22 protein-coding genes are annotated in these 23,868 nt (G+C 63.0%); 11 read left to right on the top strand and 11 right to left on the bottom strand.

What is annotated here, in order from left to right; all coding sequences use genetic code 11:
* The first annotated feature begins 1 nt into the window (after position 1).
* The 4 genes from GYM54_RS12485 (at position 2) to GYM54_RS12500 (ending at position 3,203) form a co-directional block, all read left to right on the top strand.
* Positions 2-757 (top strand): ABC transporter substrate-binding protein, encoded by a 756-nt coding sequence (locus tag GYM54_RS12485; RefSeq protein WP_197445310.1) that lies wholly within the window; start codon positions 2-4, stop codon positions 755-757.
* A 62-nt stretch (positions 758-819) separates the two neighbouring features.
* Positions 820-1,515, top strand: coding sequence for an ABC transporter permease (locus tag GYM54_RS12490; protein ID WP_131651292.1), 696 nt, complete (start codon positions 820-822; stop codon positions 1,513-1,515).
* Positions 1,512-2,201, top strand: a complete 690-nt coding sequence (locus tag GYM54_RS12495) for an ABC transporter permease (protein WP_131651291.1) — start codon at positions 1,512-1,514, stop codon at positions 2,199-2,201. Before GYM54_RS12490 ends, GYM54_RS12495 begins: the two co-directional genes overlap by 4 nt.
* Positions 2,202-2,306: 105 nt before the next feature.
* Entirely contained in the window at positions 2,307-3,203 is an 897-nt protein-coding gene (locus tag GYM54_RS12500; RefSeq protein WP_197445311.1) for a D-hexose-6-phosphate mutarotase, read from the top strand.
* A 151-nt stretch (positions 3,204-3,354) separates the two neighbouring features.
* On the opposite strand, the gene GYM54_RS12505 is transcribed toward GYM54_RS12500, so the two are convergent.
* The 5 genes from GYM54_RS12505 to purE all read right to left on the bottom strand — a co-directional run bounded on the left by GYM54_RS12505 (position 3,355) and on the right by purE (position 6,572).
* Positions 3,355-4,041: a uracil-DNA glycosylase family protein gene (locus GYM54_RS12505; RefSeq protein ID WP_374105169.1), complete on the bottom strand. Its 687-nt coding sequence runs from the start codon at positions 4,039-4,041 to the stop codon at positions 3,355-3,357.
* A 15-nt stretch (positions 4,042-4,056) separates the two neighbouring features.
* Positions 4,057-4,587 (bottom strand): DUF3299 domain-containing protein, encoded by a 531-nt coding sequence (locus GYM54_RS12510; RefSeq protein ID WP_131651288.1) that lies wholly within the window; start codon positions 4,585-4,587, stop codon positions 4,057-4,059.
* 53 nt (positions 4,588-4,640) lie between these two features.
* Entirely contained in the window at positions 4,641-4,892 is a 252-nt protein-coding gene (locus GYM54_RS12515) for a GlsB/YeaQ/YmgE family stress response membrane protein (RefSeq protein WP_025243550.1), read from the bottom strand.
* Between the two features lie 102 nt (positions 4,893-4,994).
* Entirely contained in the window at positions 4,995-6,080 is a 1,086-nt protein-coding gene (locus tag GYM54_RS12520; protein ID WP_181103137.1) for a 5-(carboxyamino)imidazole ribonucleotide synthase, read from the bottom strand.
* Positions 6,081-6,572: a 5-(carboxyamino)imidazole ribonucleotide mutase gene (gene purE, locus GYM54_RS12525; RefSeq protein WP_131651286.1), complete on the bottom strand. Its 492-nt coding sequence runs from the start codon at positions 6,570-6,572 to the stop codon at positions 6,081-6,083.
* A 340-nt stretch (positions 6,573-6,912) separates the two neighbouring features.
* Between purE and GYM54_RS12530 the strand changes: the two genes are divergently transcribed.
* Complete coding sequence (locus tag GYM54_RS12530) at positions 6,913-8,295, top strand: hypothetical protein (protein WP_197445313.1); 1,383 nt, start codon at positions 6,913-6,915, stop codon at positions 8,293-8,295.
* A gap of 70 nt (positions 8,296-8,365) precedes the next feature.
* Here the strand turns inward: GYM54_RS12530 and GYM54_RS12535 are convergent, their stop codons facing one another.
* Complete coding sequence (locus GYM54_RS12535; protein ID WP_197445314.1) at positions 8,366-9,262, bottom strand: LysR substrate-binding domain-containing protein; 897 nt, start codon at positions 9,260-9,262, stop codon at positions 8,366-8,368.
* A 192-nt stretch (positions 9,263-9,454) separates the two neighbouring features.
* On the opposite strand from GYM54_RS12535, the gene GYM54_RS12540 reads away from it, so the two are divergent.
* Positions 9,455-10,879, top strand: a complete 1,425-nt coding sequence (locus GYM54_RS12540) for an aspartate ammonia-lyase (RefSeq protein ID WP_197445315.1) — start codon at positions 9,455-9,457, stop codon at positions 10,877-10,879.
* 220 nt (positions 10,880-11,099) lie between these two features.
* Complete coding sequence (locus GYM54_RS12545; protein WP_197445316.1) at positions 11,100-11,858, top strand: ABC transporter substrate-binding protein; 759 nt, start codon at positions 11,100-11,102, stop codon at positions 11,856-11,858.
* Positions 11,859-11,945: 87 nt separating this feature from the next.
* Here GYM54_RS12545 and GYM54_RS12550 read toward each other — a convergent pair whose 3' ends face one another.
* Entirely contained in the window at positions 11,946-12,767 is an 822-nt protein-coding gene (locus tag GYM54_RS12550) for a helix-turn-helix transcriptional regulator (protein ID WP_131651281.1), read from the bottom strand.
* Between the two features lie 147 nt (positions 12,768-12,914).
* Between GYM54_RS12550 and GYM54_RS12555 the strand changes: the two genes are divergently transcribed.
* Positions 12,915-14,354, top strand: coding sequence for a sodium:alanine symporter family protein (locus GYM54_RS12555; protein ID WP_197445317.1), 1,440 nt, complete (start codon positions 12,915-12,917; stop codon positions 14,352-14,354).
* A gap of 27 nt (positions 14,355-14,381) precedes the next feature.
* On the opposite strand, the gene glsB is transcribed toward GYM54_RS12555, so the two are convergent.
* Positions 14,382-15,290, bottom strand: a complete 909-nt coding sequence (gene glsB / locus GYM54_RS12560) for a glutaminase B (RefSeq protein ID WP_197445318.1) — start codon at positions 15,288-15,290, stop codon at positions 14,382-14,384.
* A 130-nt stretch (positions 15,291-15,420) separates the two neighbouring features.
* Here glsB and GYM54_RS12565 point away from each other — a divergent pair, with 130 nt between their 5' ends.
* The gene (locus tag GYM54_RS12565; RefSeq protein ID WP_197445319.1) at positions 15,421-16,413 is read left to right on the top strand and encodes an asparaginase; all 993 of its coding nucleotides are present in this window, start codon (positions 15,421-15,423) and stop codon (positions 16,411-16,413) included.
* On the opposite strand, the gene GYM54_RS12570 is transcribed toward GYM54_RS12565, so the two are convergent.
* From GYM54_RS12570 to nudE, 3 genes are all read right to left on the bottom strand, one after another.
* Positions 16,410-19,277 (bottom strand): hybrid sensor histidine kinase/response regulator, encoded by a 2,868-nt coding sequence (locus GYM54_RS12570; RefSeq protein WP_197445320.1) that lies wholly within the window; start codon positions 19,275-19,277, stop codon positions 16,410-16,412. The two genes, GYM54_RS12565 and GYM54_RS12570, sit on opposite strands and share 4 nt — an antisense overlap.
* 107 nt (positions 19,278-19,384) lie before the next feature.
* Positions 19,385-20,200 carry a 3'(2'),5'-bisphosphate nucleotidase CysQ gene (cysQ, locus tag GYM54_RS12575; protein WP_197445321.1) on the bottom strand — a complete coding sequence of 272 codons (816 nt, stop codon included), beginning with the start codon at positions 20,198-20,200 and terminating at the stop codon, positions 19,385-19,387.
* A complete protein-coding gene (nudE, locus tag GYM54_RS12580) occupies positions 20,197-20,763 on the bottom strand; it encodes an ADP compounds hydrolase NudE (protein ID WP_197445322.1) in 567 nt (188 codons plus the stop codon). The genes cysQ and nudE overlap by 4 nt, the downstream gene beginning before the upstream one ends.
* A gap of 157 nt (positions 20,764-20,920) precedes the next feature.
* On the opposite strand from nudE, the gene yrfG reads away from it, so the two are divergent.
* Both yrfG and GYM54_RS12590 read left to right on the top strand, forming a co-directional pair.
* Entirely contained in the window at positions 20,921-21,601 is a 681-nt protein-coding gene (gene yrfG, locus GYM54_RS12585; protein ID WP_197445323.1) for a GMP/IMP nucleotidase, read from the top strand.
* A 155-nt stretch (positions 21,602-21,756) separates the two neighbouring features.
* Positions 21,757-23,856: a PAS domain-containing protein gene (locus GYM54_RS12590; RefSeq protein ID WP_197445324.1), complete on the top strand. Its 2,100-nt coding sequence runs from the start codon at positions 21,757-21,759 to the stop codon at positions 23,854-23,856.
* Positions 23,857-23,868: the final 12 nt, after the last annotated feature.

Consider the following 23,868-nt stretch of genomic DNA (forward strand, 5'->3'; position numbering starts at 1 on the left):
CATGAAAAGCTATAAGAAGATTCTGCTGACTGCCGCCGCCACCCTGATGCTCGGCGCCAATGCCTTTGCCGCCGACAAGCTACGCATCGGCACCGAAGGCGCCTACCCGCCCTTCAACCTGATCGACGCCAGCGGCCAGGTGGTCGGCTTCGATCTGGACATCGCCCACGCGCTCTGCGCCAAGATGGAAGTCGAGTGCGAAGTAGTGACCTCCGATTGGGATGGCATCATTCCCGCGCTGAACGCCGGCAAATTCGACTTCCTCGCCGCCTCCATGTCGGTCACCGAGGAACGCAAGAACGCTGTCGATTTCACCGACCACTACTACACCAACAAGCTGCAGTTCGTGGCGCCCAAGTCGGTGGACTTCAAGACCGACAAGGACTACCTGGACGGCAAAGTGATCGGTGCCCAGCGCGCAACCATCGCCGGCACCTGGCTGGAAGACAACATGGACGACGTGGTCGACATCAAGCTCTACGACACCCAGGAAAACGCCTATCTCGACCTGGCCTCCGGCCGCGTCGACGGCATCCTCGCCGACTCCTTCGTGCAGTGGGAATGGCTCAAGAGCGATGCCGGCAAGGACTTCGAATTCAAGGGCGAGCCGGTATTCGATGACGACAAGATCGCCATGGCCGTGCGCAAGGGCAACGATGAACTGCGTGAGAAGCTGAACAAGGCGCTGGCGGAAATCATCGCTGACGGCACTTACGAGAAACTCAACGCCAAGTACTTCCCCTTCAACATTTACTGATCCGTCTGAACCGAAGCCCGACCGCCAGATCTGGTAGGTCGGGCTTTGGTGTTTGAGCCCATATGATTCCCGACCTTCATGGATTCGGTCCGGCGCTGATCGCTGGCACCTGGATGACCATTCAGCTGGCCCTCGCGGCGCTGGCCCTCGGCCTTGTGCTAGGGCTGCTTGGTGCACTCGCCAAGACCTCTCCGTTCGCGACGCTGCGCTGGATTGGCGGCACTTACTCCACCATCGTACGCGGCATCCCCGAACTGCTCTGGGTACTGCTGATCTATTTCGGCACCATCGGCTTGGTACGCGGCATCGGTGAGATCTTTGGTATCGAAAATCTCGCACTCAGTCCCTTCGTCGCCGGCACCATCGCCCTCGGCCTTTGCTTTGGCGCTTATGCCACCGAGGTCTTCCGTGGCGCATTGCTGGCCATTCCCAAGGGTCATCGCGAAGCGGGACTGGCGCTGGGCCTGGGCAAGCGGCGGATCTTCATGCGCTTGATCCTGCCGCAGATGTGGCGCCTGGCCCTGCCCGGCCTGGGTAACCTGTTCATGATCCTGATGAAAGACACTGCGCTGGTATCGGTGATCGGCCTGGAAGAGATCATGCGTAGCTCCCAGATCGCCGTGACCGCCAGCAAGGAGCCCTTTACCTTCTTCGTGGTCGCCGCCTTCATCTACCTCGGCTTGACTGTCATCGCCATGACCGGCATGTACTTTCTCGAAAAACGTGCCGGACGCGGCTTTGTCAGGAGCGCGGCATGAGCTGGGAATTATTCATCAAGTGGCTGCCAGACTTTCTCGAAGGCGCCTGGCTTACTCTGCAGCTGGTCGGCGTTTCGGTCATCGCCGGGCTGATTCTCGCGTTGCCGCTGGGCATCGCACGGTCCTCGCGCATGCTTGCGGTGCGGGCACTGCCTTACGGGTACATCTTCTTCTTCCGTGGCACGCCGTTGCTGGTGCAGCTGTTTCTCGTCTATTACGGCATGGCGCAGTTCGAGGCCGTGCGCCAGAGTGTGCTCTGGCCGTATCTGCGTGATCCTTACTGGTGCGCGATCATCACCATGACGCTACATACCGCCGCCTATATCGCCGAAATCCTGCGGGGCGCGATCCAGAACGTGCCGGCAGGCGAGGTCGAAGCCGCGCGGGCGCTGGGCATGTCTCGCCCCCAGGCCCTTTGGCACATCATCCTGCCTCGCGCCGCACGCATTGGCCTGCCGGCCTACAGCAACGAGGTGATTCTGATGCTCAAGGCCAGCGCCCTGGCCAGCACCATCACCTTGCTGGAACTGACCGGCATGGCACGCAAGATCGCCGCACGCACCTATATGCATGAGGAAATGTTCCTCACCGCCGGCCTGATCTATCTGGTTATCGCCTTCGTGCTGATGCAGGGCTTCAAGCTGCTCGAGCGCTGGCTGCGGGTGGATGCCTGCCAGGGGCGCTGATCTCGATACATGCCTCTTCGCCTACGGAGCGAAGAGGCTTTCGCAGCTGAATCCTGTCCTATCCGTGCGGTCAGACGGACACCTGAACCAACCACGAGATCGCCCATGTCAGTCGATATTCAACGCATCGAAAAGGACCAGCTCGCCTGCTGGCGCATCCGCCGTGGCGACGACGAACTGCTGATCGCCGAACAGGGCGCGCAGATACTCAGCTACCGCCAGGGCGATGCGCCGCCCCTCATCTGGCTCAGCGAGGAAGCGGCCTTCCAGCAAGGCCAGTCGGTACGCGGCGGCGTGCCGATATGCTGGCCCTGGTTCGGCGATCTGGGGCGCAACCCCGAAGATGTGCAAGCGATGTATCAGGGCGAAGCCGAAGCACCCTTCCACGGACTGGTTCGCGGCCTGGACTGGCAGCTGGAGCAACAGCGCTGCGAAGGCGGCACCGCCGTCCTCGAATTCGTTTGCCCGCAAGCCCAGGGAGCGCTGCCCGGCTGGCCCCACAGGGTCGAACTGACGCTGCAGATCCGCCTCGACGAGCGCCTGCATATCGCACTGATCAGCCGCAATCTGGGCGCTCAGCCCGTCGCTCTCAGCCAGGCGCTGCACACCTATTTTGCCGTTGGCGATATCCATCAGGTGTCCGTGGAAGGCCTGGATGGCGCTCGCTATATCGACACCCTGGAAAACTGGCAGCATCGCCAGCAGCAGGGCGAGCTGCGCTACGAGGGCGAGACAGACCGCATCTACCTGGACCTACCGCCTACGCTGAGCCTGAGCGACCCGCTGCTGAATCGCCGGATTACTCTACAAACCCAGGGTTCGCGCTCGGCCGTGCTGTGGAATCCCTGGATCGCCAAGGCGCAGCGCCTGTCACAGTTCGCCGACGATGCCTGGCAGCGGATGGCCTGCATCGAAACTGCCAATGCGATGGACGACCGGGTACGCCTCGAAGCAGGCGACAGCCACACCCTCGCAGTCTCCATCAGCAGCGAATCACTCTAGGGGTCTACCGTTTTTTAGCATTGGATGCGCCCACTACCGGCGCTCTTCGTAGGGTGCGCTCCGCGCACCGAAAGCTGAGCTCAGTGGTAACCCCGCTCAGCTAACGAGTTCTTGATCTCGATATCTCGGTGCGCAGAGCGCAGAGCGCACCCTACGTCTGCCGCGGGTCGGGATCCAGCAGTACCAGCCGCTCTTCGAGCAATGCCGGAAACCGCTTGAACCACGTCTGGTTCAGCGGCGACGGATGCGGCAAGGGATAGAGCCTGAAGGCGCGCTTCGCACCGTCCGCCGCCTGCAGCTCGACCTCGACGGAAGCGCTGAAACGGCCCTCGCTCTGCCAGAACTGCTCGAGACGCTGGCGTACCTCGGCGGGCTGATCGATACCGAACCAGAGGAAGGCCTCGCGGCCTAGCGTGATGATCGCTTCGCCGTGCCAGCTTTCGATGAGCAACTGGCGCATCTGCGGAAGAAAGCGGCGCTTGACCTTCATCGACCAGGCCTTGTTGCCGACCGGCTTGTACGGCACGGTGTTGATCCAAAAGAATCTTTCACTGAGCGTACGCCCGGCTTCGAAGTCCGGCATGTCTTCGCCATGCAGATGCCGGTAGAGCACCTTGCGCACCAGTTGCCCGCCGCTGCCGATGAACGGCTCGCCATGGCGAACTTCCTCCCGTCCCGGATCACGACCGAAGAAGGCGATCGGCGCATCGGCGTCGCCCAGGCCGATGATGGGTTCGAGCGGGTCTTTACCGAAGCGCTGGTACACCTCGACATCAATACCCTCGGTATCTGCGGCGAGTTCGCGAAAAGCCTGGCGTTGCCCCTGATTCACAGTCACTGGCATTGGCCTCGTTCAAAAGTCGCTCTCGTCCACCAACGCCACGTTTGCGGCAGTCAGCGCGTATGCCGCATCGGCCAGATCATTGCTGACCGGCTCGATCTGCAGCATGCCGTCCACCCAAAGGGGCGCATAGATGTCTTCCAGCATGATGCCGGCCGGATAGCGAACCAACACGATCTGATTGGGTGGCGGCGGCGGAACGTGAATGCAAGCACCCGGATAAGGCACCAGAAAGAACTCGGTGCTGCGGCCCCTGCTGTCGGTTTCCAGCGGCACTGGATAACCGCCGAGGCGGATCTGCTGGCCGTTCAGTGATGGCACTGTCTTAGCCGAATACATTACCTCGGGTAAGCCGCGCCCTTGCTTGAGCCCACCCTGATCGCTGAAGCCATCGGTCTCAGGAGAGTCGTGCTCGATCTCTGGCATCTCCTCCAATGCCTTGCGGTCCTCGGCCGGCATCAGTTCGAGCCAGTCGAGTTCGTCCGGAGCCGCTTGAACGAGGGTTGAGACGCACAGCAAAAGAGGCAGGATGATCGAGCGCATGAGAACCGAGGGGTAGTGAAATCGGGGCCGCCCGAAGCGCGGCCCCGGACGAATCAGTGTTTACGGCTGGTCACCATGCCATAGATCACCAGCAGGATGATCGCACCGACCACCGCGCCGATAAAGCCGGCACCTTCGCCAGCCTCGTACAGGCCGAGCGCTTGGCCGCCATAGGTGGCGAGCAGCGAACCGCCGATACCCAGCAGGATGGTCATGATCCAGCCCATGCTGTCGTTGCCGGGCTTCAGGAAGCGTGCGATGAGGCCCACGATCAGGCCGATGATGATGGTTCCGATGATGCCCATTGGCAGTCTCCCTCAGGTCCGAAAAATACGCGTTACGTATCTTCGGACCGGAGAGGGGCTAGGCAGTTCGCCACTGAATACCCCAGGCCAGACGGCCGGTGATCAGTCGCGGTCGATCAGCGACTCGACCGCGGTGATCTGCCGATCAAGCGTGGCGCGGTCCGGGCAGCGCAACGTTGCGTGACCGACTTTGCGTCCGACCTTGAACGCCTTGCCATAGTGATGCAGGTGGCAGTCCTCGACCGCGATGACCTTCGCCACTGGCGGCACTTCGCCGATGAAGTTGAGCATGGCGCTTTCGCCCAGTTTCGCCGTCGAGCCCAGCGGCAAGCCGGCCACCGCACGCAGGTGATTCTCGAACTGGCTGCACTCGGCGCCTTCGATGGTCCAGTGACCGGAGTTGTGCACGCGCGGCGCTATCTCGTTGGCCTTGAGGCCGCCGTCCACCTCGAAGAACTCGAAGGCCAGCACGCCGACATAATCCAGCTCTGTCAGCACCCGCCCGACGTAATCCTCGGCCAGCGACTGCAGTGGATGATTGCTGCTGGCCACCGACAACCGCAGGATGCCGTCTTCGTGAGTGTTGTGGACCAGCGGATAGAAACAGGTCTCGCCGTCGCGAGCGCGCACGGCGATCAACGACACCTCACCGCTGAACGGCACGAAGCCTTCCAGAATGCACGGCACGCTGCCCAGCTCGGCAAAAGCACTGCTGACGTCGGACTGTTTGCGCAGCACCTTCTGGCCCTTGCCGTCATAGCCCAGGGTGCGCGTCTTGAGCACGGCCGGCAGGCCGATGCTGGCCGCGGCGGCATCGAGATCGGCTTGGGACTGGATATCGGCGAAGGCCGGCGTAGGGATGCCAAGGTCCTTGAACATCGACTTCTCGAACCAGCGATCACGGGCGATACGCAGCGCATCGGCGCTCGGATAGACCGGCACGAACTGCGAGAGGAAGGCCACGGTCTCGGCGGGCACGCTCTCGAACTCGAAGGTCACCAGATCCACTTCATCGGCCAGCTGACGCAGGTGATCCTGATCGCCATAGTCGGCACGCAGGTGCTCGCCGAGCGCCGCGGCGCAGGCGTCCGGCGCCGGATCGAGAAAGGCGAAGTTCATGCCCAGCGGCGTTCCTGCCAGGGCGAGCATGCGGCCGAGCTGGCCGCCACCGATCACGCCGATCTTCATTTATGCGTTCCTCGGATCCGGATTATCGAGCACGGTCTGGGTTTGTTCGTCGCGGAATTTCTTCAACGCAACGTGATATTCAGGGAATTCGTGACCGATGATGCTCGCCGACAATAAAGCGGCGTTGACCGCGCCCGCCTTGCCGATGGCCAGGGTCGCGACCGGCACGCCAGCGGGCATCTGCACGATGGACAGCAGCGAGTCGACACCCGAGAGCATCGACGATTGCACCGGTACGCCCAGCACCGGCAGATGAGTCTTGGCCGCGCACATGCCTGGCAGATGCGCCGCGCCGCCGGCACCGGCAATGATCACCCGTAGCCCCCGTTCTTCCGCCTGCTCGGCGTACTGGAACAGTAGATCGGGCGTGCGGTGTGCGGACACCACGGTGACTTCATGCGGAATGCCGAGTTTTTCCAGCATCTCGGCGGTGTGGCTGAGGGTGGACCAATCGGACTTGGAGCCCATGATCACGCCTACCAGTGCGGTCATCGTCGTGCCTCTCGTCGTGCGCTGCGCAGCGCTACAAAAACGACAAGCCACGCACTGGGAGCGTGGCTTGCATGCAGGGCAAACCAGCGAAGGCGCTGGTTCGAAGGCGCGGCATTATACCGGAAAGCCACGCATGTCGCGCCTGCGGCTTGACAGCCGGACGGCTGCATGAAGGCCGCTCATCTTCGATGCCGTAACGAATGTCACTAAGCGGAACACCGCACGCCTGCCACGACAATGACGAGCCCCGCCCCGAACGCTGGCAGGCAAGCCCTCATGATAGCCAGCGCTGCTTCCGGCCAGGCTTGGTATGCTCCTCGCGTACCGTATCGGAGGTGCCGTGTTCTCATTGAAGCGCCAGGGCGATTTTCGCCTGCAATTGAGCCGTACGCTGACCAAGCCGGGGCGTCATCAGGTCGAGCTGTACCTGTTCACCCCCCATGAGACCACCTTTTCCACCCGCGCCCTGACCGAAGAGCAGTTCTTTCACAGCGCCCTGACCCACCGCTTTCGGCTGCTGGGCCTGCCGGCCCAGGACCGGGCCAGCAAGCTGGATACCTCCTATTCGCTGCTGTCGCCGCACTACGAAATCATGCATGGGGCCTCGTTCTTCCAGTTCCAGGCGTCTTTGGATCGCCTGCGTCAGCAGTTGCAGGGCAAGGCGACAGCCGAGCCGCTGGCACGTGCCCTGCGGCTCAGCCAGAACTACGCCCAGCGCCTGCGCAAGGCCGAGCCGAAGCAGAGCAAGCAATCGCGCTACTTTCGCCAGGTGGATATCTATTTTTCCTGGCTCGCGGAACAGTTCCTGCTGGAAAGCATGACCCTGGAAGGCTACGCGGACCTCGACGAAGAGCTGCAACAGGCGGTGCACGAATTCCTCCATCAAGAACGCCGCTACCGCGCCGAACGTGACTATCTCAGCGACTTCCAGGGGGCACCGACCCGCGTCTGGAACCGCATGAGCCTTTATTTACGGCTGCTGGAGTACCCGGTGGTGCTGCGCCAGAAGCTCACCGAGCTGGGCGCCGGTACCCGCAAGCTGGTGAAGGCGGCTTCCACCATGCTGATCATGTCGCTGTTCACATACTTTCTGTTCAACGTGCGCGACGCCAGTCAGAAAATGTCCCTGGCGCTGCTGGTGGGTATCGCGCTGGTTTACGCGGTGCGCGACCTGCTGCGCGACGACCTGATCGACACCGTCACGCGCTGGCTGCGCAAGGGCAAGCCGCGCTGGAAGATCCGTCTGCTAATGCCCTACACCCAGGCGTCCATGGCCCAGCAGCTGGTCTGGCTCGACTACCGCAAGCTGTCCGAGCTGAGCAAGGCCGTGCGCGAGCATTCCGGCAAGTGGGCCACCAACGAGGAGCGGCAGATCGTCTGGTACCGCTCATGGCTGCACCTGGAAAAGGCGGCGCTGGTACAGGACGAGCTCCAGGAACGCCTTATCCTCGATTGCGAGCCGCTGTGCGCAATGATCCAGGCCAGCCATCAGCAACTGTTCGAGTGGAAGGAAGCAGAGGACCAGCCAGTGGCCATCCAGGCGCACACCATCGAAAAGCAGCACGACTACAACCTGCTGCTGGTGCATCGACAGCCGGGACAGGAAGCTACTGTGGCACAGCGCTGGACGCTGCGCCTGGGTGCCGGGGGCATCGTGCGTTGTGTGAACAAGTCGGTGAACTGGCCCGAGCTACCAAAACGACGCCTATGGCGGCGGGCCTGACTGCACGCTCCAGCCGCTCGCCAATGCCGCATGAATGGTCGCTGACAGAACTGCGACACAAATCTCGTCGCTACCCGCCACCCTCCAACCGGCGCCACAGCAGCCGCACCGCCGCCTTGCGCACCAGCGCGCAGCGATACAGGCGGATTTCCAGCGGCAGGCGCCAGGTTTCGTCGGCGCACTCCACCAATTCGCCGCGCTGCAGTTCGGCGGTGATGCTCAGGCGCGGCACCCAGGCTACGCCGAGGCCTTGCAAAGCCATGCTTTTCAGGCTGTCGGCCATGGCGGTTTCGTACACCGTGGTGTAGCGCAGCCGGCGCTGGCGCAGCAGGCCGTTGACCGAGCGACCGAGAAACGCGCCGGCACTGTAGGCCAGTAGCGGCACGCTCTGGCCACTGTTCAGGTCGAATAACGGGCTGCCCTGCCTATCGACGGCGCAGATCGGCAACATCTCGCTGTTGGCCAAGTGCTGGGAGGGGAAGATGTCCGCATCCAGCTGCAGCGCGGCGTCGGGATCGTGATAAGCCAGCATCAGGTCACAGGCACCTTCGCGCAGGGCGTGCACCGCTTCGCCCACATTGGTCGCCATCAGGCGGGTGCTGGGGCTCAGGCCCAGCTCACGCAGGCCGGCAATCCATTGTGGAAAAAACCCAAGCGCCAGCGAGTGTGCCGCCGAAACCTGCAGCACCTCGCCCTGCTGGCCTTCCAGGTGATGCAGGTGACGCAGCACCTCGCCGAGCTGTTCGACCAGGCTACGTGCAGTGATCAGAAACAGCTGACCGGCCTCGGTCAACTCGATCGGCGTTCGCGTGCGGTTCACCAGTGTGATGCCGAGGCTATTCTCGAGACTGCGAATGCGGCGGCTGAACGCCGGCTGGGTCACGAAGCGCCGCTCGGCCGCTTGGGAAAAACTTCGCGTTGCCGCCAGAGTGACGAAGTCTTCCAGCCATTTCGTTTCGATGTTCATGCCGGCTCCTGGCAGGCGTGGGAAAGGTCCGATCGTGCGTCGCAATAACGCTCCAGAGCGAAACGGCGTCACATCATCGTTATGCCGATCATGCATGACCCAGCGTTTAACGGCATTGGCCGGAAATGGGCCTCAGGCCCTATGGTAGCGGCCTTCGCGGCTAATGCCGCTTTCTCTCGGAAGAGATTCCTCATGTCCTCCGCTGCATCGTTCCGACTCGAAAAAGACCTGCTCGGCTCCCTTGAAGTACCCGCTGACGCCTACTACGGCATCCAAACCCTGCGCGCCGTTCATAACTTCCGCCTCTCCGGCGTGCCGCTGGCGCATTACCCGAAACTGGTGGTCGCGCTGGCGATGGTCAAGCAGGCAGCAGCGGATGCCAACCGCGAGTTGGGCCATCTGAGCGACGCCAAGCACCTGGCCATCAGCCAGGCCTGCGCGCAGCTAATTCGTGGTGATTTTCACGACCAGTTCGTGGTGGACATGATCCAGGGCGGCGCCGGCACCTCGACCAACATGAACGCCAACGAGGTGATCGCCAACCTGGCGCTGGAATACATGGGCCATGCCAAGGGCGAGTATCGCCACCTGCACCCGAACAACGACGTGAACATGGCGCAGTCGACCAACGATGCCTACCCCACGGCCATTCGCCTGGGCCTGCTGCTCGGCCACGACACCCTGCTGGCCAGCCTAGACAGCCTGGTCGGCGCCTTCGCCGACAAGGGTGCGGAATTCGCCCACGTGCTCAAGATGGGCCGCACCCAGCTGCAGGACGCGGTGCCGATGACCCTCGGCCAGGAATTCCGCGCCTTCGCCACCACGCTTGGTGAAGACCTTGAGCACCTGCGCCTGATCGCGCCGCAGCTGCTGGTCGAAGTGAACCTCGGCGGCACCGCCATCGGTACCGGCATCAACGCTGACCCGAACTATCAGGCCCTGGCCGTGCAACGCCTGGCGACCATCAGTGGGCATCCGCTGAAACCCGCTGCCGACCTCATCGAAGCCACCTCTGACATGGGCGCCTTCGTCACCTTCTCGAGCATGCTCAAGCGTCTGGCGGTCAAGCTGTCGAAGATCTGCAACGACCTGCGCTTGCTCTCCAGCGGCCCGCGTACCGGCATCAACGAGATCAACCTGCCGCCACGCCAGCCGGGCAGTTCGATCATGCCGGGCAAGGTCAACCCAGTGATCCCGGAGGCGGTCAACCAAGTCGCCTTCGAGGTGATCGGCAACGATCTGTCGCTGACCATCGCCGCCGAAGCCGGCCAGCTGCAGCTCAACGTCATGGAGCCGCTGATCGCCTTCAAACTGTTCGATTCGATCCGCCTGCTGCAGCGCGCCATGGACATGCTGCGCGAGCATTGCATCGTCGGCATCACGGCGAACGAGGATCGCTGCCGCGAGCTGATGGAGAACTCCATCGGCCTGATCACCGCGCTGAACCCCTACATCGGCTACGAGAATGCCACCCGCATCGCCGGCCAGGCGCTGCTCAGCGGTCGCGGCGTGCTGGAGCTGGTGCGCGAGGAACAACTGCTGGACGACGCCACCCTGGACGACATCCTGCGCCCGGAGAATATGATTGCGCCGCGGCTGGTGCCGCTAAAGGGCTGACGGCATACCGCCTACGTGCTGCTTGCCCCACGGCTTCCGCGAGCGGGTATGCCGGATCGGATGAAGGCTATAACGCCCGCGCTGACTCAAAGCGCGGGCTTTTTTTGCTCAGCCCATAGCGGCAGAGATGATCATGCACCAACCACAGCCAGAACCGTGATACGGCACAAATCACCGCTTACAGGCCTTGCGTAGAATCCGCCGATTCTTCGGAGGCCCCATGCGCACACTACTCGCCGTTACCATGTTGCTCAGCTCTTTCGTTGCCGCGCCGCTCGCTCAAGCGGAGCTTCCGCAGGGCTACGAAGTAGTGCTGCAAACCGAGAACTTCCCGCCTTTCAACATGGCCGACGACGGCAAAAACTTCGCGCGCGAGCAGAACATCCAAGGCGTCAGCGCGACCACCGTTCGGGAAATGTTCAAGCGCGCCGGCATCGCCTACTCGATGACGCTGCGCTTTCCTTGGGATCGCATCTATCAGTCGACGCTCGATCTGCCCGACCACGGCCTGTTCTCCACGTCCATGACCGATGAGCGCCGACCACTATTCAAATGGGTCGGCCCCATAGCCCAGTACGAAAGCGTGCTGCTTTCGGCGCCGGGTACGGACCTCAAGCTGACCAGCCTCGAGCAGGCCAGAGGCTATCGGATTGGAGCGTACAAGAGCAGCGCCGTCAGCCAGCGCGTCGAAGCCCAGGGCCTGGCGCCGATCAATGCGCTGCGCGATCAGGAAAATCTGCAAAAACTGCTCAGTGGCACGATTGATCTCTGGGCCACCTCGGACCCGGTCTGGCGCCACTACGCCAGGCAGGAAGGCGTGAGCGATTTCAACACCGTGCTGGTGTTCAACTCCGCCCCGCTGTACCTGGCCCTGAACAAGGACACGCCCGATGAAGTCGTCACGCGCCTGCAGAAGGCGCTGGATGAGATGAAGACCGAAGGCTACGGCAGCTGCGTCAAACATCCCGAGCTCTGCTGAACCTCCCACTACGCCAATGGAGTGCAAGGCGCTATTGGCGCCTGACCTCAACCGCGGGCCCCAGCCAAGGCGAACGCGAGCCCGCCGCTACTCGATCTCGAACAATCCATCGCGCATGGACGCCGATGCCAGCCGCTCACGGATTTCCGGGTCGATGCGCGGATCGTCCAGGTCGTAGAGCATGACCTGGCGATAGGCGTTGACCCGGTTGATCTCGCTGCCCAGGTATTCCCACACCACGCGCGTGCATAACGGGGTTCGTCGATCGCCACTGGAGACGCCGGTCTTGAGTCCGTTCAGGCGTTTGATGCGGCTCTTGAAGCTGGGGATAAGAATGGTCTGGCTCATCTCGTTGCTCGTCAGCGACTCGTAGTCGATGAGGAACAGGCGATCCTGCAGATAGAACGCCGCGCCCAGATAACGGCAACGCACTACCCAATCCTCGGCCTTGGGATTGTCAGCGCGCGACTGTTCCTGTCGCTCCTGCCGTTCGAAAACGAAGCTGCCGCGATCCTCGCGCAGGTGCACCAGCGACAGCAGGATCTTTCCCGGCACTGACATGCAGTTGGCGTACTCGAAGTAATACCCGCAGTAGCGTGAAAGGCTGCTCGCGTTGTCGCGTAGCGGCTGAAACAGCTCGAGCAGCGGGTCGCTGGCGGCGATGCGTTCGTGATCATGGCTGCGCATGCCGATCAGCTGGGCGAACTGGTCGCTGGGCAGGGCCAGTTCATAGCCTTCGACGCCGAAAAAATCACAGATGCGTTTGAGGTTGTGCGCGGTCGGGCGGCTCTGGCCGTTCAGGTATTTGTTGAACTGGGCGCGGTTGATGGACAGCTTCCGGCACACCTCGGCGATCGAGCGGTAGTGACTGCAAAGCAGCTTGAGATTGGCGCCGAGATGGTCGTGCATGATCTGTTCCGGTGATGCGAGCGGCGCAATACTAGCATCAACTCGCGCCAACTCGCCGCGACCTGCGTAATTGTGTGACCAATGCGTCTGGCCAACCATTCCGCCCCTGCGTTCCTTACTTCCAAAACAACAAGAGATCACTACGCCATGCTCGATATTCTCAACGACCTCATCTGGAGCAAGCTCCTGATCGTCATGCTGGTCGGCCTGGGTCTGTATTTCACGATCCGCTCCGGCTTCGTCCAGTTCCGCTACTTCGGCAGCATGTTCCGTATCTTCGGCGAGGCCTTCAAGCGCAAGCCCGGCCAGCTCAGTTCGTTCCAGGCGCTGATGCTCAGCGTCGCCGGTCGTGTCGGCGCGGGCAACATCGCCGGCGTCGCGGTCGCCATCATGCTCGGCGGGCCGGGTGCGGTGTTCTGGATGTGGATGGTGGCGCTGGTCGGTATGGCCACCAGTTATTTCGAATGCTCGCTGGCGCAACTCTACAAGCGCCGCCAGGCGGACGGCAGCTACCGTGGCGGCCCGGCGTTCTACATGCTGCACGGGCTGCGCCAGCGCTGGATGGCGGTACTGTTCTCGGTCTTGCTGCTGGTTACCTTCGGCTTCGGCTTCAACGCACTGCAGTCCTACACAGTGGCCAGCTCGATGTACGACACCTTCGGCGTGCCTACCTACATCAGCGGCGTGGCGCTGGCGGTCATCATGGCGATGATCATTTTCGGCGGCATCCGCCGTATCGCCAGCATCGCAGACGTTCTCGTGCCGATCATGGCCTTCGCCTATATCGGCATGGCGCTGGTGGTGATCGGCCTGAACGCCGAAATGGTGCCCGAAGCACTGACGCTCATCGTGCGCAGCGCATTCGGTCTCGAACCGGCATTCGCCGGAGGCATCGGCGCGGCAATCATCATGGGCGTCAAGCGGGGGCTGTTCTCCAACGAGGCCGGCCTGGGCAGCGCACCGAACGTCGCGGCAGTGGCCGAAGTGAAGCACCCGGCGACGCAAGGCATCGTGCAGTCGCTCAGCGTGTTCATCGACACCCTGCTGGTGTGCACCAGCACAGCGCTGATCATCCTGCTGTCGGGCGTTTACAGCCCCGAGACCGCAGACGTCGCGGGCGTGGTCATGACGCAAACGGCGTTGGCTGCGGTCGTCGGCGAGTGGGGCCGGGTATTCATCAGCATCGCGCTGCTGCTCTTCGTGTTCACCACCCTGATCTACAACTACTACCTGGGCGAGAACGCACTGGGCTTCTTCAGCGACAAGCGTGCCCTGATCCAGGGCTACCGTGCGCTGGTGATTGCCCTGGTGCTCTGGGGTTCGCTGCAGGATCTGGGCACCGTGTTCGCCTTCGCCGACCTGACCATGGGCCTGCTGGCGATCGTCAACCTGATCGCCGTGGCACTGCTGTTCAAGACCGGCCTGCGCCTGATGCACGACTACGATGCACAGGTACGCGCCGGCATCGAGCAGCCGGTGCTCAATGCGAAGGATTACGCTGACTTGGACATCGACCACAGCGCCTGGCCGGCCACACCCGCGCCAACCAGCGAAGCGCCCGTAGCCGGAACCGTGCTGCAACGTTGAGCCGGTAGCGCAGCGATGCACGGCTGGTCAGAAGATCGACCAGCCGATCCGTTCGGTGAGCTTTTCCAGCGCCGCCATGCCAGCCAGTGAGTTGCCGGCGGCGTTCAGCTCGGGTGACCAGACGCAGACGCTGAAGCGCCCCGGCACCACCGCAACGATGCCGCCGCCTACGCCGCTCTTGCCCGGCAGGCCGACCCGATAGGCGAAATTGCCCGCTTCGTCGTAGAGACCGCTGGTTGCCATGATCGAATTGACCTGCTTGGCCTGACGCGCGCTGAGCACCTGCTCGTCACTGTGCAGGCAGTGCCCTTCACGTGCCAGAAACGCGAAGGCGCGCGCCAGGTCCACGCAGCTCATGCGCAACGCACAATGATGGAAATAGCTGTGCAGCACCGTCTCGACATCGTTGTGGAAATTGCCGAACGCCTGCATCAGATAGGCCATGGCCGCATTGCGGGCGCGGTGCTGGTATTCGGACGCGGCAACCTTGGCATCGGAGACGATCAACGGATTACCACAAAGCCGCCGGGCGAAATCGCGCAACGAAAGCGTCGGCGCGGCGAAGCGCGACTGATTGATATCGCAGATCACCAGCGCGCCGGCGTTGATGAAGGGATTTCGCGGCCGGCCAGCCTCGAACTCCAGCTGCACCAGCGAATTGAACGGTTGCCCGGAGGGCTCGTAACCCAGGCGCGACCAGATACCCTCACCGGAATGCTGGATCGCCTGGACCAAACTGAATACTTTGGAGATGCTCTGGATCGAGAACGGCGTTTGCGCATCGCCCGCCTGCCAGGTCTTGCCGCTTACACCGTAGACGGCGATACCCAATTGCCCCGGGTCGACCTCCGCCAGCGCCGGAATGTAGTTGGCCACCGCGCCCCGGCCCAGCAGGGGACGCACTTCATCGAGAATTTCTTCGAGCAGGCTTTGCATGAATCACCGCAGCAGATTGAGAGAGCGCTGGCCCAAGCCAGCAAAAGCTTGAGACAGTCCAGGTCGGACAGTTCCGTCCGAAAGTACAGAGGCGATCACGCCAGATGAGCCAACCGGCAGGAAAATCACCGTGACCAGACCTGAAAAACGCCTGTTGGTTCTTTATACCGGCGGGACCATCGGCATGCAGATGAGCGACCAAGGGCTGACGCCCTCAAGCGGTTTCGAAGCACGTTTGCGCGACCGGCAAGCCACGGACGCCCAAGTTTGGCCAGATTGGTATTTCCGCGAGTTGCTGCCGCCCATCGACAGCGCGTCCATGACCCAGCGCAACTGGCTGGTGATGGCTGCCACCATTGCCGAGGAAGTGGACGCCGGCCACTGCGACGGCGTATTGCTGCTGCACGGCACCGACACGCTTGCCTACAGCGCCGCCGCCCTGAGCTTTCTGCTGCTCGGCTTGCCCGTGCCAGTGGTGCTGACAGGCTCGATGCTGCCAGCCGGCATACCGGACAGCGACGCCTGGGCGAACCTGTCTGGTGCATTACAGGCGCTGCGCGAAGGCATCCGGCCCGATGTGCAGGTCTATTTTCACGGCAAGCTGATGCACGGCGCGCGACTCACCAAGCTGAGCGCCACCGAGTTCGATGCCTTCGCCGTACTGCCACGCCCACGCATGGGTCAAGGCGCATCGGGTGTCGAATCGGCGCTGGATTACCGTCAGCCGCGCCAGCCGGTCAACCTGGCCGTGCTGCCGCTGTATCCGGGCATCCAGGCCGCGCAGGTGCGCGCGGTACTCGCAAGTGACGTGCAGGGCCTAGTGCTCGAATGCTACGGCAGCGGCACGGGGCCTTCGGATGATGAGGAGCTGCTGACCGCATTGAGGGAAGCACATGCGCGTGGCGTGGTGCTCGCGGCGATCAGCCAGTGCCCGCAGGGTCACGTCGAGTTCGGCATCTACGCGGCCGGCAGCAAGCTGGCCGCCAGCGGTCTGGTTTCCGGCGGCGGGATGACTCGCGAAGCAGCGCTGGGCAAGCTGTTTGCGTTGCTCGGCGCCGGGCTGTCGCAAGCGGAGGTCGAACACTGGTTCGCGCTCAATCTCAGCGGCGAGCTCGCCGACTAGCTCGGTTTCAGGTCAAGCGCCTGCAAACAGGCGCGGACCAGCCGGCGCAGCTCGTCGAGGTCCAGTGGCTTGCCCAGCCATCCCTGGCAATCGATACCCCCGGCCTCTTCAATGGCCGCACTGAGCACGATAACCGGTAATTCCCGCGTGGCCGGAGCCTTGCGCAGCAGCCTCAGCAGCTCATCTCCCGTCAGTTCGGGAAGATTCAGGTCCAGCACCAGCAGGTCCGGTGGATCGCTCAGCACCTGCTCCAACGCCGTCCGACCATTGCCAACCACGCTGACCTCACCGAGGTCTCCCAGCGCCTTGCGCACCTGCAGTTGGCTGGCCGGATCGTCTTCGACATAGACGATCCGCGGCCGCTCATGAGTCGGCAAACTCGGCGGCGGCTCGATGATCGGCAGTGCAATCCAGAACAGGCTACCGGTACCCAACTCGCTTTTCACTCCGATACTGCCGCCCATCAACTTGGCGTATTCCAGGCACAGAGACAGCCCGATACCGGCGCCCTGAATGTTCGAGTTCTCGCGACCCAGGCGCTGGAACGGCTCGAACATTCGCGCCTGCAGCGCCTCGTCTATTCCGAGACCCGTATCTTCGACCAACAGGCGCACCTGGCCAGCCACCGTTTCGATGCTGAGCAGAATCTGCCCGGACGGCCTGTTGTATTTGATCGCGTTGGACAGCAGGTTAAGCACTACCTGACGCAGACGCCGCGGTTCGGCCAGCACCTCGATGGGCCCCGCCGGCAGATCGAACGCCAACTGCAAACCGTGGCGCTTGACGTCGAGCGCCACTAGCTCGGCGCATTCGCGCATCAGTGCGGTGACCTCGACCCGTTCGAGCGCCAGTCGCGGGCGCTCGGCCTGAAGGCTCGACCAATCGAGAATGTCGCCGAGCAGCTGGTTCAGATGGCGGCTGGCCAGCAGGATTTCATCGAGGTAGTCGGCCGCCTCCGGACTGGTTTCGGGCGAGCAGTCCATGCGCATCAGCTGCGCGAAGCCGAGGATCGCGTTCAGCGGGGTACGCAATTCGTGGCTGATGCTGGAAATCAGATGGGTCTTGGCCTCGTTGGCCGCCAGGGCCTGCTGCGTGGCGTGGCGCAAGTCTTCCTCGACTCGCTTGAGCGCATCGATGTCGACATGGGTGCCGGCCAGCAGCGTAGCTTCACCGGTCTGCGGGTCGCGCTCGAGCACCCTGCCGCGACTCAACAACCAGTGGTACTCACCGAGCGCGTCGGCGAGGCGGAACTCGCATTCGTAGTGCAGCGCGTGCCCCATGAGCATGCGCGTCATCTCGGCACGCACGCGGGGCACGTCGCGCGGATGAATGCGTTGCAGAAACTGCGCTTGGCTGAGCTGCGACGAAGGGAGCCCGAAGCGGGCCGGCAGACGCCCGCGAACGTGCAGCGTGCCGTTGCGCGTATCGCTTTCCCAGAGGCTCTCGGTCGCGCTTTCGAGCACCAATTCGAGGCGTTCCTGCGCCTGCGAGCGCTGCGCCTCGCTGAGCTCCAGCTGACCACCGATGGCATGGGTATGCTGCGCCAGATCGTCGAGTTCACGAATGTCGGAGGCGACCGGCTGCGATCGCCACTGACGTTGCCCGATCTGCCCCATCATCTGCGAAATGCTGGCGATAGGCGCTAGCAGCGACTGGCTGAGTTGCCGCGCACGCAGCCACATGTAGGCGAAAAACAGCACGTAGAACAGCAGCAGGCCAGCGATCAACAGATAGCCGATCTGCCGATAGTGGCTGGCGAGCGTATTGGTCTGGCTGAACACCTCGGCCTCGTCCACCACTGTCAGCAGGTGCCAGCCGGTCTGCTCCACCGTCCCCCAGGCCACCAGCTGCTGCCGGCCATCGAGGCTCACACGCTGCACGCCATCGGGCTGCGCGGCGATGGCATGTGCCAACTGCCGGGTTTCGGGGCGGCGCCCGAGGTGGAAATCTTCAGGCTTGAATATTTCCCGGCGAATCGCTTCCTCGTAGGAGTGTTCGGTCAGCTCATCGAGGCCAAACTGGTGCTCGCCGGCTTCGGGCAGCGCCATGATGTTGAGGTCGCGGCTGATCAACATCGCATAACCGCCCCAAGGCACCCGCAAGCCGGCGATCTGCTGCAGGATGCCGTTGACGGTGATATCGATGCCGGTGACCCCTTCCAGATAATCGTCGCGGTACACCGGCGCGATGGCCGACATCATCCAGCCATGCCCGGCCGGGTCCAGATATACATCCGTCCAGACCACCCGACGCGCCGGGTTATGCCAGGAGCCGGCCAGGTAATAAAAGTTGTAGCTGGGGATATCCATGTCCGGCGGATACTGCTCCGCCGTGTTGAACCAAGGGTAGATGTGGTTGTAGCTGTCCCAGCTATTGAAATAGAGGCTGGCGATCAGTGGGTTGCCGGCGTGCAGCTCTTTCATCAGCGGATCGAGGCGGCGCAGGCGCGCCACTTTCTCCAGGTCCTGCTGCTCGGGCGCGGTGGCCGCGGAATAGAAGCTTGCCGCGCCGCCGTCGTCGTGCGGGCTGTAGCGCACCCCTTGAGGGTCGAGCCGCAGCTGCGGCAGCGGTTCAGTGCTTTCGTCTTCCAACGCCCGAGCGGTGAAGTTGCGGAACAGGGTGGTGGCGCTGGCCACCTGCTGCAGCTGCTGGCTGATGATCCGTGCCTCGCGGGCAACCGCGGTCTGCAGTTCAGCCAGCGCGGTTTCGCGCAGATGTTCTGTCTGCGCGTCCCGGATCGCATTGTTGGTCAGCAAGTAGGCGGCGATCAGCACCACTTCGACCAGTACTAGCGGAATCAACGCACTCCGGACGAAGGCGCGCCAGATCCATTGACGTATCCCGATGGGCGTTTTCAATGACACGACACGGCTCCAGCGTTCCCCTCAAGCGCCTGGCTGGTCATGGTGGTCGCCTTCAAGTAAAGGGTTAGCACTACCAGCCCGGACACGGCTTGCGCGATGGCTACAAATCAGCGATTCGCCAGTTCGATGAGCGCGGCACGCCACGTCACAGCGCGCGGCAACGCCAAAAAGGATGGATTGAGATAGCTCTCCCGCGCTTCGTAGGTCAGCGTCGCGCCCGTAACATCCAGCACCTCTCCGCCCGCGCCCTCGAGCACGCCCTGAGCAGCGGCGGTGTCCCACTGCGAGGTCGGTGCCAGGCGCGGATAACAATCTGCAGCGCCTTCGGCCAGCAGGCACAGCTTCAGCGAGCTGCCGACATTGGTCAGCACCAGCTCCCCGAAGCGCTGGCGCAACCCGTCAAGCAAATGCTCCTGCGCCGGGCTCGAATGACGACGGCTGGCGACCACCGTGAAACCCTCGGCCGGCTCGTGGCGCACCTGCAACGGCTGCGCCGCGCCGTCGGCTTCAGCGCGCCAGGCGCCGTACTCGGCACCGCCGTAATAACAGCGGCCATTGGCCGGAATGCCCACCACGCCGAACAGCACCTTCCCCTGTTCGATCAGCGCCACGTTGACGGTGAACTCCTCGCTGCCGGCGATGAATTCCTTGGTGCCGTCCAGTGGATCGACCAACCACCAGCGCGTCCAACCCGCCCGTTCGGCCAGGCTCAGGTTGCAATCCTCTTCCGAAAGCACCGGGATGTCGGGATCCAATGCGCGCAGGCCGTCGGCCAGCAGATGATGAGCGGCCATGTCGGCCGCGGTAACCGGCGAGGCATCAGCCTTTTCATGGACCTGCACGCCGCTGCGCCAATGCGGCAGGATGGCTTGGCCCGCAGCGCGTACCAGGTCGATGACTGGTGCCAGATACGGATGGCTCATTCGTTGAACTCCCCACGCTGGCTCAACAAATCACGCGCCAGATACAAGGCCGCCAGCGCACGGCCTTCACTGAATTGCGGATTCTGGATCAGGCTCGACAGCTCACGCAGGTCGATCCGATCGACGCGCATCGGCTCCGGTTCGTCGCCTGGCAGTTGTTCGGGATAGAGATCGCGGGCCAGCACCACCTGGATCTTCTGGCTCATGTAACCGGGCGAGAGCGAGAGCTCGGTCAGCCATTCGAGCGTGCGCGCGCCAAAGCCGGCTTCCTCCTTGAGTTCGCGGTTGGCGGCGTCCAGCACATCTTCACCCGGCTCGATCAGCCCCTTGGGCAGAGACAGCTCATAGGTGTCGGTGCCACCGCAGTACTCTTCGACCAACAGCGCCTTGCCGTCGTCTTCCAGCGCGACGATCATCACCGCACCATAACCGGCGCCCTTGCCGACCAGCCGTTCGTAGGTGCGCTCGACGCCGTTGGAAAACCGCAACTGCAGCTCCTCGACACGGAACAGACGGCTGGTAGCGACGATCTCACGGGCAAGCACTGTTGGTTTCTGGCGCATGGGAGGATCCTTTGAAACGCGAACCGCAATCATAACAGGCAGTGTGGAAACTACCGCGCTCGGTTATGCGGCCTGTAACCCGGCTTTCCGTGCCGACCACTTTGCATCGAACCGACCGCTGTCGCACCATTGCGCCAATTGCTGAAAAGAGCCTGCCATGATCGCTTCGCTGCCCTGGTCTGAAATCGACACCGTCCTGCTGGACATGGACGGTACCCTGCTGGATTTGCACTTCGATAACCACTTCTGGCTCGAATTCCTGCCCCAACGTTACGCCCAGCTGCACGGCATTAGTCAGGCCATGGCCGAGCTGGAACTGGCGCCGTTGTTCAATGAGCACGAGGGCAAGCTCACCTGGTACTGCCTGGATTTCTGGACCCGCGAGCTGAACCTGCCGATACGCGAGATGAAGCGCGAGATCGCCGACTTGATCGCCCTGCGCCCGGCTGCGGACGAATTTCTCGCGGCCCTGCGCGATGCCGGCAAGCGGGTGGTGCTAATCACCAATGCGCACCGCGATTCCCTGTCGCTGAAGCTCGAACGCATCGAGCTGGCGCCCTGGTTCGACCGGCTGATCAGCTCCCACGACTATGGCTTTCCCAAGGAGCAGGCCCAGTTCTGGGATGCGCTGAAAGCGGATCTGGATTTCGATCCCGCCACTTCGCTGTTCATCGACGACAGCCTGCCGGTATTGCGCAGCGCCCGCGACTACGGCGTCGCTCATCTGCTGGCCATCCGTGAGCCGGACAGCCGGCGCGGGCAGAAAAACACCGAAGAATTCACCGCAGTCGATGACTATCTCGAGCTTATTCGCAGCCTGCAGGGTTATGCGGACTGAACGCGTGCGCGCCGCCGGCCTATTTCTCACAGCCTCTGTCAGAAGAATGCCGAGGACGGCGATGCCTTCGGTAACTATGCTGTGGGTACCAGACCACGCCGCCTAACTGTAATGAAAGATGCCGAATGGCCCGCCGCACATTCGATGGGAGACCCATGCCAATAGATCCTGGAGCCTGGCCGGCCGGTAACAGCGAAATGAGCGGGCGCATCCGCAACCATGACTGGAGCGCAACGCCGTTGGGTCCGATCCATGGCTGGCCGGTCTCGCTACGCGTGCTGCTCGACACCTTGCTCGAGGCGCCATTGCCCATGTGTTTGCTTTGGGGCGATCAAGACGTGCAGCTGTACAACGACGCGCACGCAGCCCTGATCGGCACTGGTCACCCCGCCGCGATCGGCGCACCGGTCGCCACCACTTGGGGCGAGGTCTGGCCCGAACTGAACGATGCCTGCAATGGCGGCGACCGCAGCCAAGCATGCCTTCTGCGCAACTACCGCCTGCCCGAAGGCGACGCCCAGCGCGGCGTCTGGTTCGATCTGGCACTGAGCCCCGTCCGCGATGATGATCGGCAGATCGCCGGCCGCCTGCTCTGCCTGCGCCACAGCGAGGAGGAAACGCTGCGCCGCAGCGAAGCGGAAATCATGACGATCACCGACGCGTTGCCGGTGCTCATCGGTTACGTGGACCAGGAAGAGCGCTATCGCTTCAACAACCGCCACTACCAGAACTGGTTCGGCCAGTCGCCCGAGTGGTTGTACGGCAAGCGCCTGATAGAGGTCGTCGGCGAACGCGCGTACAACGAGCGGCGCGAGCAGATCAGCGCTGCGCTGGCCGGCGAACCGATGGTCTTCGAGGCCTACATGCCGCACCACGACGGCAAGCCGCGCCATGCGCTGATGCACTACCTGCCACGCCGCGATGCCGAAGGGCAGGTGCAGGGCTTCTTCGTCCTCTGCCAGGACGTTACCGAGCGCTGGCAGGCGGAACAGGCGCTACGCGAACTCAATGAAACCCTGGAAAGCCGCGTGCAGGAGCGCACCACTGCACTGGCCGAAGTCTACGAGCGGTTGCTCAAGGAAATGGCCAGCCGCGAACAGGCACAGGAAGCCCTGCGCCAGGCGCAGAAGATGGAAGCGGTCGGCCAGCTCACCGGCGGCATCGCCCACGACTTCAACAACATGCTCACCGGCATCATCGGCGGGTTGGACCTGATCCAGCGTTACAACCAGACCGGCCGTCACGCCGAAACCCAGCGCTTCATCGATGCCGCGGTCACCTCGGCCAACCGCGCCGCGGCCCTCACCCATCGTCTGCTCGCGTTTGCCCGGCGCCAGCCGCTGAACCTCAAGCGCGTCGACCTGAATGCCATGGTCGAATCGATGCGCGACCTGATGGTGCGCACCCTGGGCGGTCATATTTTGGTCGATGCGCAGTTGCAGCCGGACCTGTGGGCCGCCAACAGCGACGAGAATCAACTGGAGAGCGCCCTGCTCAACCTGGTCATCAACGCCCGCGATGCGATGCCCGACGGAGGCAGCCTGTATATCGCCACCGCTAACGTGCAGTTGTCGAGCCAATCGGAAGTGGGTGAACTGGCTCCGGGCCGCTACGTCACCCTCAGCGTGATCGACAGCGGCTGCGGCATGACGCCCAAGGTATTGGCCGCCGCGTTCGAACCGTTCTTCACCACCAAACCGATCGGCCAAGGCACCGGCCTCGGGCTATCGATGATCTACGGTTTCGCCCGTCAGGCCGGCGGTCACGTGCAGATCCGCAGCGAGCCCGGTAATGGCACCGAGGTCACGCTGTATCTTCCCGCGCACCACGCGCTGCCGATGCCGGCGGCGACCAGCAGCCCGACGGAGCAGCCACCGCAGGCGTTGCAAGGCGAAACCGTGCTGGTGGTCGAAGACGATCCGGCCGTGCGTCAACTGGTGCTGGATGTGTTGGGCATGCTCGGCTACCGCGCGCTGGAGGCCGCTGAGGCCAACGCCGCTATTGAATTTCTGGAAAGCGGCGAACGCATCGATTTGCTGGTTTCGGACGTCGGTCTGCCGGGAATGAATGGCCGGCAATTGGCAGACATCGCCCGCCAGCATCGCCCCGGCCTGAGCGTACTATTCATGACCGGCTATGCCGAGCAGGCGGCCAGCAGCGGCTTTCTCGAAGCGGGCATGGACATGATCAGCAAGCCGTTCCAAATCGACCATCTGGCAGCACGGGTTCGCGGCATGCTGGCATATGACGGATAGCGGTCATCATGC

Origin of the sequence: Pseudomonas sp. MTM4 (assembly GCF_019355055.1) — a bacterium.
GTDB lineage: Bacteria > Pseudomonadota > Gammaproteobacteria > Pseudomonadales > Pseudomonadaceae > Stutzerimonas.

Bases quoted from the DNA above. Each gene is read 5' to 3' on its own strand.
- glsB (WP_197445318.1), bottom strand. From the start codon at position 15,290: ATGCAAAGCCTGCTCGAAGAAATTCTCGATGAAGTGCGTCCCCTGCTG.
- GYM54_RS12490 (WP_131651292.1), top strand. From the start codon at position 820: ATGATTCCCGACCTTCATGGATTCGGTCCGGCGCTGATCGCTGGCACC.
- nudE (WP_197445322.1), bottom strand. From the start codon at position 20,763: ATGCGCCAGAAACCAACAGTGCTTGCCCGTGAGATCGTCGCTACCAGC.
- cysQ (WP_197445321.1), bottom strand. From the start codon at position 20,200: ATGAGCCATCCGTATCTGGCACCAGTCATCGACCTGGTACGCGCTGCG.
- GYM54_RS12495 (WP_131651291.1), top strand. From the start codon at position 1,512: ATGAGCTGGGAATTATTCATCAAGTGGCTGCCAGACTTTCTCGAAGGC.
- GYM54_RS12510 (WP_131651288.1), bottom strand. From the start codon at position 4,587: ATGCGCTCGATCATCCTGCCTCTTTTGCTGTGCGTCTCAACCCTCGTT.
- GYM54_RS12515 (WP_025243550.1), bottom strand. From the start codon at position 4,892: ATGGGCATCATCGGAACCATCATCATCGGCCTGATCGTGGGCCTCATC.
- GYM54_RS12520 (WP_181103137.1), bottom strand. From the start codon at position 6,080: ATGAAGATCGGCGTGATCGGTGGCGGCCAGCTCGGCCGCATGCTCGCC.
- GYM54_RS12535 (WP_197445314.1), bottom strand. From the start codon at position 9,262: ATGAACATCGAAACGAAATGGCTGGAAGACTTCGTCACTCTGGCGGCA.
- GYM54_RS12545 (WP_197445316.1), top strand. From the start codon at position 11,100: ATGCGCACACTACTCGCCGTTACCATGTTGCTCAGCTCTTTCGTTGCC.
- GYM54_RS12540 (WP_197445315.1), top strand. From the start codon at position 9,455: ATGTCCTCCGCTGCATCGTTCCGACTCGAAAAAGACCTGCTCGGCTCC.
- GYM54_RS12550 (WP_131651281.1), bottom strand. From the start codon at position 12,767: ATGCACGACCATCTCGGCGCCAATCTCAAGCTGCTTTGCAGTCACTAC.
- GYM54_RS12590 (WP_197445324.1), top strand. From the start codon at position 21,757: ATGCCAATAGATCCTGGAGCCTGGCCGGCCGGTAACAGCGAAATGAGC.
- purE (WP_131651286.1), bottom strand. From the start codon at position 6,572: ATGACCGCACTGGTAGGCGTGATCATGGGCTCCAAGTCCGATTGGTCC.
- GYM54_RS12485 (WP_197445310.1), top strand. From the start codon at position 2: ATGAAAAGCTATAAGAAGATTCTGCTGACTGCCGCCGCCACCCTGATG.
- GYM54_RS12555 (WP_197445317.1), top strand. From the start codon at position 12,915: ATGCTCGATATTCTCAACGACCTCATCTGGAGCAAGCTCCTGATCGTC.
- yrfG (WP_197445323.1), top strand. From the start codon at position 20,921: ATGATCGCTTCGCTGCCCTGGTCTGAAATCGACACCGTCCTGCTGGAC.
- GYM54_RS12500 (WP_197445311.1), top strand. From the start codon at position 2,307: ATGTCAGTCGATATTCAACGCATCGAAAAGGACCAGCTCGCCTGCTGG.